Below are 8,607 nucleotides of genomic sequence, written 5' to 3' on the forward strand. Positions count from 1 at the left end.
AAGGAAAGAGAGCGCCCCGCCCATTTCGGGCGGGGCGCGGAGCCGGTCAGCTTGCGAGCAGCTCGTATTCGCCGGCCACCGTCTCGGACTCGAAAAGCCGGAGATAGACCGGCTGAGCAACGACGGGATTGAGCTTGAACGAGATGTAGTCGCGCTTCTCCTTGCTGGTTTTCCGCCAGGCGGCGCCGAACTCGATCCGCTCGTCGTCGGCTGCGACGATGCGGAAGTGTGGGGCCTTCTCGTTGTCCTGGCCCTCGATCGGGAGGAGCACGACCTGTTCGCGCTTGCCGAAGAACCGGATTTCGCCGGAGAAGCCGTGGTCGGTGGTAGTGAAGTTTCCGCAGATCATAACGTCAGTCCTTTCTTGCCTCGGAACCGCGCCTGTCGCGGCCTCGATGGCTGTCGATCGGACGGGGGACGACCGGCCCGCACCCGCAGGGCGGAACGGAGTGGCTGGCGGCGGCGGGCGGTTTTTTTGCTTTCGCGATGCAAAGCCGGCATGGCCGGCGGCGGAAAAAAATCGCCCGGCGCCGTTGCGGGAAGACGGGCGGGCTTCGGCCAGACAAGCCTTTCGAGAGGCCGCGTGGCGGCGGCGACGTGCAAGATCATGGCGCTGACGGGATGTTCTGCGGCAGCTTTGCCGCCGCCGGCCGTGGCGGCGCCGGCGATGGTCTGGTGCCCGAGGCAGGCGTGATGGGCGGGTTTCGCGCGGGCGAGGTGCAGGGCGACGTGGCGCCGGCTTTCGCGTTGTTGCGGTCGATGCAGCGGAGCGCGGCGGCGTCTGGCGGAAAACCAGCGGGAGGGGCGCGGCCTACGTTTCAGACAGGCTCAGGCCCGGTCGATGCGATGCCGGCCTGGCGCCGGATTCGGGGCCGGGACTGCTGGCGAATATGGGTTGACCGCGCTGGTCGGCGCAGCGTCTCGCCCGGAATGGGCGGGGCGCTCCCTTCCCCGCCATCCGACTATGGCGACACTTCACATTGCATGATGTTCGTCCTTTGTTCCATACTGCACCTTTCCGAATCGAGATCGAGGAACGGCGTATGAGCGTGATGATCCGCGGCCAGGGCCGCACGAGATTGAAGGTCATGGGCGATGTGGAAGCCGATCTGGCGGTTCCGGCCGACAGCGCCGGGCGCTGCTGGCTTAGCTTCTCGGACGGGACACTGATCGAAGCGGCCTATGGCGAGGATGATGATTGCCGGTTCGCTGTCAGCGAGGAAGGCGCCGGGATCGTGCGGATTCAGCGCGACGGCGACAGCGATGTGCTGCGGCTCGACTGGAGCGTGGAATGGGTGACGGTGGCCGCGCCCGGCAATGCGGCGCGTGCGATGGCGCACGGCGAGCCCATGCCGGAGTTGCCCGGCCTGTTCGCGTAAGGCTGCGGCGAGCAACCTTGAAGATTCGGACGAATAGGATTAAATCCTACCCGTAAGGAGTGCTATCCATGCGGACGACTCAACAGTTCAGCGTAACGCTGCCGAACGACATGGCGGCGCAGGTCCGTGCCAAGGTGGCGTCGGGCGAGTATGCCAGCGAAAGCGAAGTGATCCGCGACGGGCTGCGCGCGCTCCAGGCGCGCGACCGGGCCGTCGAGCAATGGCTGCGCAATGAGGTCGTCCCCGCTTATGACGCCTACAAGGCCGATCCCTCGCGCGGCATTCCGCTCGACGACGTGCGGGCCGGTCTGGCCGAGCGACACAAGCGAGCCGTCAAGCGCGGCTGAACGTGGGACATTCCATTATCCTCACGCCGGAAGCGCGTGACCATCTCGATGCCATCTACGATTATATCGCTGCCGCCGCGTCCCCGGACATCGCGCAACGCTTCACCGATGGCATCCTCGATCATATCGGCAAGCTGACCAGCTTTCCCCGGCGCGGCACGATGCGCGACGATCTGCGGCCCGGCTTGCGAACGACGGCCTGGCGGCGTCGTGTCACCATCGCCTTTGCGGTGGAAGACACGGCGGTCGTCATTGTCGGGATCTTCTACGGCGGTCGGGACTTCGAGAGCCTGCTGAGTGAGGATTCATAGACGCGAGCCGGGCCATGCCCGGCGAGCGACGATCATCCCATGACAGAGCGGCCGCGCCCGGTAAGGGGCGCGGCCGCGAATTGTCTGGCCGTGGGGAAAAGGGAAGCCGGAACCGCCAGAGCGGCCCCGGCTCCATCACCTATTCAGCAGCAACCGAGTAGGCGGCTTCCTCGTCCACCGCTTCGGGTTCGGTCGGCAGCTCCACCGCCTCGACCTCCACGGCCTCGCCGTCCTGCGCTCCGGTATCGCGGGCCTCCGCTTCGGACGGCTGCGCGATCCCTTCGGCGTCCTCCGTCTCGACGGGTTCGGCCTCCGGTTCCGGCGTCCACAACACAGCGGGAAGCCAGCCCTTCCCGGCAAGACGCTGCTCGGCGGCTTCGGCCATGTCCGGCTTCTTCTTGTCCGCGATACGGCGGGCCGCATCCTCCGACACCCCTTCGGCCACGGCCTCAAGGATATGCGCCTTGGTGACACGGCCAAGGTAGCTGCCCACGGTCGGCGTCCAGTCCTTCGCCATGTCCAGCGCCAGCGCGCTCGCCAGCCTGTCCGCCGTTTGCAGCGTCCGGGGCTTGCGATCCCACGGCAGGCGCAGGGCGTTGACGGTGCGGGACGCGCAATGCGCCAGCAACGCCAGCCGCTGCTCATCGTCCAGTGCGACGATGAAGCCCCACAGGTCGGCCACGTCACGCGGCATGCGCTCGGCCCATGCGTCATGCGCCTCGCTCGCCCGCGCCGCCAGCGGCGTATCCTCGATCCCCGCCGCATGACCACCAAGCGGGGTCACGGTCGGACGGATTTCAAGGCAACCGGCCTCGGCGTAGCTGTAGAACAGTTGCGCCGTGAGCGTGTGGGTCAGGGCGATCAACGCAATGCCGGGCTGCTCGCCAAGCGCCACGCGAAGGGCCAGCGTCCGGTGGGCGGACAGGTCGCGAATGAGGCTGTCGGAAATGGGCTTGCCCGGTTCCTCGTCCTCATCCTCGAAATCCTGAACGTCCTCGTCGCCGTCCTCGGCCTGCTCATCCTCCACGGCCTCCGGGTCGATGGCTTCCACCTCGTCCTCGGGCTGCGGATCGGCAAGCGCCTCATCCTCGGGACGCACGAAACCCCGCTCGATCCTGACCGTGCCGTCATGGTGAAGCACCACGAACGCCCCGCCATGTGCGATCACGTTGGCATCGTAGGCGTAACGCTTGGCCGAAATGGCGTCGATCTCATCGGACACTGCTTCCAGCTTCGCCGCCACGTCCTCGGGCATTTCGTCATAGGACGAATAGCCTTCGGCAAGCTCGTCATGCTCGGTGGACAGGGCCTCAAGCCGGGCCTCGTCCTCGTCGGACAGGTCCACGGCCTGCGGATAGAAGCGCCGCATACCGTGGGCGTGGGGATAGTCGATATGGGCCTCAACCCATTTCCACCCCTCGGCCTGCACTCCGTCCGCGACCTCGCGCAGCTTCTCGACGGCAAGCATGTCGAGCAAGCCCGCATCCTCGAAGAAACCGCCTCGATCCTCGCTGAACAGGTCGCGGATGATGTTGCCGCCCGCCTCGATATAGGCGTCGGCCCCGACGAACACCGCACGGCGATCATCGGCGGGCACGTTGTTGGCGGTCATGTCGCGCCGAATGATCCACGGCTCCCGGTTGTGGTGCAGGTTCTCGAACACCTGCTCCTGCCGGGCGTGGTCCTCGGTGATGGCGAAGGCCATAAGCTGATCCAAGGTCAGCCCGTCCTCGCGATAGACCTGCAACAGCTTCGGACTGACAGCGCCAAGGCGAAGCCGCTGCTTCACCACACCGCCCGACACGCCGAACCGCGCGCCGATTTCCTCCGCGCCCCATCCCTTGTCTTCGGAAAGCTCGCGGAACCGCTCGAACTGATCGGCGGGGTGCATCGGGGTCCGGGTCACGTTCTCGTCCAGACTGATCTCGGACGGGTCGTTCTCGGTGTCGAGGCGGCAGCGAACCGGGTGGTTCTTCCTGATCTGCTTGCGCTTGGCGCGCAACAGATAGGCCAGCCTGCGGCCTTCGCCAGCAGTGACGAAATAGGCGCCGGTCGGCTTCTCGCTCTTCATTTCCGGTTCGATCACAAGGTTCTGGATCAAGCCCTTATGCTCGATGGAAGCGGCCAGCGCCTCGATGGCGGCCTCGCCATGCGGCACCTTGCGGGCGTTCTTGGGGGACTTCTTGAGCTTGTTCAGCGGCACGAAAATCTCGATGCCCGACACAGGCTCAACAGCGGTCGTTGGGGTAACAGCGTTCATCTTCCTTACTCCTTCAAACCGCACTCACCCCGGAATGGGGTGGGCGGCGAAAGAGCGACCGGCAGGCCCGCCGGCGGAGCCGGGGCGCACCCGAAGGGCTGGAACGCAGAGGAGGTAAGCGCGGCTTGCCGCGCGTTGCGCCCCGGCGCGGCGGGCCTAAAGGACGCGCCCGCCCACCCCACCGACGGGGAGAGTCACAAACAAACGCGATCGGGCCGGCGAACGCCCTGGCCCGATCTCCGAAGATTCAGGAAAGACGCAAATCCGCCCAAACGGATTTACGGATCGGCGCGGAGGCGCCGAACGGGGCGTTGCGGGGTGTCCCCGCTCGAAGGGGTAGCGGGAGACCATCGGGCTCCCGATCAGGGGAACGCTTTCCCCTCACGCCCATCGTGTTTTCAATCGGACGCGAACCGCCGTTGCCGGTTTGGGCCTACCGTCAGCGACCCGAGCCGGATAGAAGCAGGCATGTCCGCAGAATTGGTCATCAAAGAGATTCAGCGATTCCTCGCCAGCAAGGATGCTGAGGTTCTGTGCATCAAGGGGCGCTGGGGTGTTGGCAAGACTTACGCTTGGCGCCATTATCTCGAAAAGGCCCAGGAAAGCGGCGATCTCTACCAACAGGACTATGCCTACGTTTCCCTGTTCGGCCTCAATTCACTCGACGACTTGCGCTATGCGATCTTCGAGAGCACGGTTTCACCCGCACAGGCGCTTACCGGCCCCGATGCCGAAACATTCGGGGCGCTGATCAAGAAAGGAAAATCCGTCGGGCGGCAGGCGCGGGGCTGGATCGGCCCGGCTCTCAGTGCCGTGGGATTTGGCGAGATTGGAAACGCCCTGGCGCGATCCGCCTTCCTGCTGGTGCGCGACCGGCTCGTTTGCCTCGATGATCTCGAACGTGCGGGCGTGGATCTGACGCCGCGTGATGTATTGGGGCTCGTTTCCTTTCTGAAGGAGCAGCGCAACTGCCGTGTCGTGCTGCTGCTCAACGATGAAGCGATGGAACAGGAGAAGCGGAAGGATTTCGAACGCCTGCTGGAAAAAGCGATCGACACATCCATCGTGTTCGCCCCGACCGCTGAGGAAGCGGCCAGGATCGCCATCGTCGATGATGAGCCCGTGAGTGCCCTGCTACGGGGCGGCGTTGTCGCGCTCGGCATCACCAATATCCGCGTCATCAAGAAGATCGAACGGCTCGCACATCGGCTCGCCGGCTATCTGCAACCCTATCGCCCGGAAGTTCTGACACAGGCTGTCACAGCTTGCCTGCTGTCCGGCTGGGCAGTGTTTGAGCGCGATCACGCGCCGCCGATGGAGTTTATCCAGAGTTACAATGCGCTCATCGCAGCCATGCAAGATCGCGACAACGACCCCACAGATGAGATAGTGCGATGGCGCGATCAGCTCTCCGCGCTGCCATTCTCGCACCCGGACGATTTCGACCGAACGATCTTCGAGGGCGTTTCGGCCGGCTATTTTGACGAAGCTCGCTTGCTGAAAGAGGCGAAGATCCTAGAGGAAGCGCTGAACCGCAACAGCCGCGACAACAGTTTCGCCCGAGCTTGGGACCGCTATCACGAGTCATTGACGGACGACGACGAAGTGGTGCTCGATACGCTTTACCAGAGCGCAATGGAAAACCTAGCCACGATCGACTCTCTTAACATCAATGGCACCATATTGTTCTTGCGCGAGTTCGGCCGCAACGATGAGGCTGATGAGCTTGCTCGTGCTTACACTGCGGCACAGCCTGACGATCCCCGCTTCTTCGATTTGAGCTATCACCATTTTTCAACGGACGCGCCTGTCGATCCGACATTGAAAGCCGCGTTTGAGGCACGGCAGTCGAGCTTCAAGGATGAGCGCGATCCCAAGGGGGTGCTGCTGGCCATTGGCCGAGGCGAGCCTTGGCGGGATGAGGACGTCAGGCTTCTGGCGAATGTTACCATCGACGCCTTCGAGGCCATGATTGAGGAAACGGAGGGCAAGGATTTGCGTCTGGTCGTCCAAACGGCGCTACAGATCGCCGCACGCCACGAGCACGAAGACCCGTCCATGAAATCATCGCTCCAGGAGGCTCTGACGCGGATCGCGGGCAAGTCACCCATGCGTGCCCGACGATTGCGGGCGTGGGGCTACAGGGCTTCGGCTCCCGAAAAGGAAATCTGATCCCAGCCGGGCGAGCGCCAGAAGTTTAGCGTTCCACAGCCGTTCGGCGCTATATGTCCGAGGCAAAGTCCGTAGGATAGCCGCGCCCGATCTGGTCGAAGATCATGTCCCCCTCACTGTGGACGGCAAGGATTGCCTCGGGACCGAGTGGCTGTGTCACATAGAGGTCGAAGGAGGGAGTGTCGGTCTGGCAGCCGAGCGTTCGAGCGAAGCTCGCCACCAGCGCGCAACTCGCGTCATAGCGATGATTGGTCAGGGCAAGTGGCACCGCGGCCTCGATCACTCTTGGTCGGCCGAGGGTTGCGAGTTGCGCCTGGAGCATCTCGTCATCCTGCCAAAAATAGACGGCTTCGCCACCCCAGCTTGAGAGCAGCAGTTCGACACCGCCATCGTCGATCGTCCTTGGAAGAGACGTCAACCAGAATTTCCCCGCGCGGGCATCGTGCTGGCTGCCGTGAAAGGGGCTGGCAGTGAATAGGGCGTCGGCCATCTCGGAGGTGAACAATCCGGCGCCGACCTGGCGGTCGAGGCGGGCCTTGATTGTCTCTAGCGTCGAGGGCACCGCACCGCGCACGATGATTGCGTCAGCCTCATCATCCATCAGGCGCGTATAGTGCCAGGCTCGGATCGTCCGGTCAGCGATCTGGGCCGACAACTCCTCCTGAAATTTGAGGAACCCGGCAGCGAAGGGATTGCTCGGGGGCGGGCCGCAATGGTGCGACAGGGTGCGTTCGCGCTGCTGGCGCCGGTCGGTCTCAAAGTATTTGCGTATGAGGTCGGACGCTCCCCGCAGCCTTTCGTTAATGCCCTGGTCGAAAGTTGCGACGTTCCACACGTCGATCGGCGTGGCGATCATTGTCCAGCACCCCCGGCGTTGCTATCCGCTTCGGGTTGGACGATGCCGTCGAAACCAAAGGTCGCGGGCACCTTCTCGCCGCGAACCGTTTCCCGCCCTGTAAGGTCGATGGTGTTCACCCTGGGGCGCCCATAAGCCTTCGCGTCGAACGATCCCGGTGTCGGAAATGGCACCAGACTCAGCGGTTGTCCGTTGATGCATTGGTCTTGGGAGAGCGACGGGATGAAGACTTGCAGCACCTCGTTGCCGAGGCCGATCACATAGAAGGCATAGGGGACCGTGGTGACGCCCGACCGGCGGCGCAGCAACATCAGCGTCACCTTGTCGTTGGGCATCGGACCCGAAATGAAGGTGCGGATGATTGGAAATTCCGCGACGAAACTCTGACTATGATCGGGGTTGCGTATCCAGTCGAACGTCTCGGAGAAATGGGCCAACTCGACTTCAGGAAGCAGGGTCAGGCCGATTTTCACGAGCCCCTTGAGTGCGGCGACCGGGATATAGGGATCGCGGTGAAGCTCGAAGCGGAGCTGCTTTGCTTGTTCGTCGATCGTAAAATGGGGGTCGCCCTCATACTCGCTGAGCTGGAAGGCTCCAGTGGAGTATTCGACTCGCCAACCCTTGCCACCGCCAGGCTCCTTGATGGTCGGAACGCCGCTGCGGCCCTTAATGCGCATGAGCGTCCGCATGGGCTTGGTCCAGTTTCCCAGATCGTTCTCGATTCCCTTACCGAAATAGCTGTTGCAGGCGTCGCACTCGTAGTTGCTGAACAGGCCGATCCGGCCAAAGGCTGCCGGTAGCGCATGGGCATCGGTCTTGAACTGAACCTCGGGTTCGCTGAGGCCACAGAAGCGGCAGTGCTTCGGACGATCAGGGCTACCGAGTGTGCATCTCATTCCGGGTTCGAGGAAGAGAGGTTTGCAGCAAGCGTAGTGCTGGTCGTAGAAGTCGGCGGCGGCCGCAGTTGCTGGATCGAGATCGGTCATCGCTGTTCTAGATGCAGGACTCACGCTTGAATGGCGAGAGGTTGAAGGGTGGGTGCTGATACCGCCGCCTCATCAAACGGGAATCGGTCAGCTAAACGTGGGCGATCCCATCGAAGCTGCACCTCGCTCAATTCTCGCGATAGCCACTAGCCGAATTTTCGGACATCAAAGCTTCCGCAATCGGTTGTAGCCCGGTTGTAGCCCGAGCTTTTTTAGCCCGAGAGGCATTTTTGAATGCCCTAGCAAGTTACTGATTTTCTTAGAAAATCTGGAGCGGGCGAAGGGATTCGAACCCT

The 8,607-nt window shown here is 63.2% G+C and carries 8 protein-coding genes; 4 read left to right on the forward strand and 4 right to left on the reverse strand.

Annotation, left to right across the window (positions count from 1 at the left end):
- Positions 1-46: 46 nt before the first annotated feature.
- On the reverse strand, positions 47-349 hold the full coding sequence (locus tag KYK83_RS15625; RefSeq protein WP_012049860.1) for a DUF736 domain-containing protein: 303 nt from the start codon (positions 347-349) through the stop codon (positions 47-49).
- A 694-nt stretch (positions 350-1,043) separates the two neighbouring features.
- Between KYK83_RS15625 and KYK83_RS15630 the strand changes: the two genes are divergently transcribed.
- From KYK83_RS15630 to KYK83_RS15640, 3 genes are all read left to right on the forward strand, one after another.
- Positions 1,044-1,379: a hypothetical protein gene (locus tag KYK83_RS15630; RefSeq protein ID WP_159640271.1), complete on the forward strand. Its 336-nt coding sequence runs from the start codon at positions 1,044-1,046 to the stop codon at positions 1,377-1,379.
- A 68-nt stretch (positions 1,380-1,447) separates the two neighbouring features.
- Entirely contained in the window at positions 1,448-1,726 is a 279-nt protein-coding gene (locus KYK83_RS15635) for a type II toxin-antitoxin system ParD family antitoxin (protein WP_159640268.1), read from the forward strand.
- Between the two features lie 2 nt (positions 1,727-1,728).
- Positions 1,729-2,037, forward strand: a complete 309-nt coding sequence (locus KYK83_RS15640; protein ID WP_159640266.1) for a type II toxin-antitoxin system RelE/ParE family toxin — start codon at positions 1,729-1,731, stop codon at positions 2,035-2,037.
- A 139-nt stretch (positions 2,038-2,176) separates the two neighbouring features.
- On the opposite strand, the gene KYK83_RS15645 is transcribed toward KYK83_RS15640, so the two are convergent.
- On the reverse strand, positions 2,177-4,297 hold the full coding sequence (locus tag KYK83_RS15645) for a ParB/RepB/Spo0J family partition protein (RefSeq protein ID WP_159640263.1): 2,121 nt from the start codon (positions 4,295-4,297) through the stop codon (positions 2,177-2,179).
- Positions 4,298-4,765: 468 nt separating this feature from the next.
- Here KYK83_RS15645 and KYK83_RS15650 point away from each other — a divergent pair, with 468 nt between their 5' ends.
- A complete protein-coding gene (locus KYK83_RS15650) occupies positions 4,766-6,469 on the forward strand; it encodes a hypothetical protein (RefSeq protein ID WP_159640260.1) in 1,704 nt (567 codons plus the stop codon).
- A 49-nt stretch (positions 6,470-6,518) separates the two neighbouring features.
- On the opposite strand, the gene KYK83_RS15655 is transcribed toward KYK83_RS15650, so the two are convergent.
- Both KYK83_RS15655 and KYK83_RS15660 read right to left on the reverse strand, forming a co-directional pair.
- Positions 6,519-7,325, reverse strand: a complete 807-nt coding sequence (locus KYK83_RS15655) for a hypothetical protein (protein WP_196847020.1) — start codon at positions 7,323-7,325, stop codon at positions 6,519-6,521.
- A complete protein-coding gene (locus KYK83_RS15660) occupies positions 7,322-8,311 on the reverse strand; it encodes an HNH endonuclease (RefSeq protein WP_159640254.1) in 990 nt (329 codons plus the stop codon). Before KYK83_RS15660 ends, KYK83_RS15655 begins: the two co-directional genes overlap by 4 nt.
- Positions 8,312-8,607: the final 296 nt, after the last annotated feature.

This window comes from Qipengyuania pacifica (assembly GCF_019857205.1).
GTDB lineage: Bacteria > Pseudomonadota > Alphaproteobacteria > Sphingomonadales > Sphingomonadaceae > Qipengyuania > Qipengyuania pacifica.

Excerpts from the sequence above, each read along its gene's own strand:
- KYK83_RS15650 (WP_159640260.1), top strand. The coding sequence starts at position 4,766 with ATGTCCGCAGAATTGGTCATCAAAGAGATTCAGCGATTCCTCGCCAGC.
- KYK83_RS15655 (WP_196847020.1), bottom strand. The coding sequence starts at position 7,325 with ATGATCGCCACGCCGATCGACGTGTGGAACGTCGCAACTTTCGACCAG.
- KYK83_RS15660 (WP_159640254.1), bottom strand. The coding sequence starts at position 8,311 with ATGACCGATCTCGATCCAGCAACTGCGGCCGCCGCCGACTTCTACGAC.
- KYK83_RS15625 (WP_012049860.1), bottom strand. The coding sequence starts at position 349 with ATGATCTGCGGAAACTTCACTACCACCGACCACGGCTTCTCCGGCGAA.
- KYK83_RS15645 (WP_159640263.1), bottom strand. The coding sequence starts at position 4,297 with ATGAACGCTGTTACCCCAACGACCGCTGTTGAGCCTGTGTCGGGCATC.
- KYK83_RS15630 (WP_159640271.1), top strand. The coding sequence starts at position 1,044 with ATGAGCGTGATGATCCGCGGCCAGGGCCGCACGAGATTGAAGGTCATG.
- KYK83_RS15635 (WP_159640268.1), top strand. The coding sequence starts at position 1,448 with ATGCGGACGACTCAACAGTTCAGCGTAACGCTGCCGAACGACATGGCG.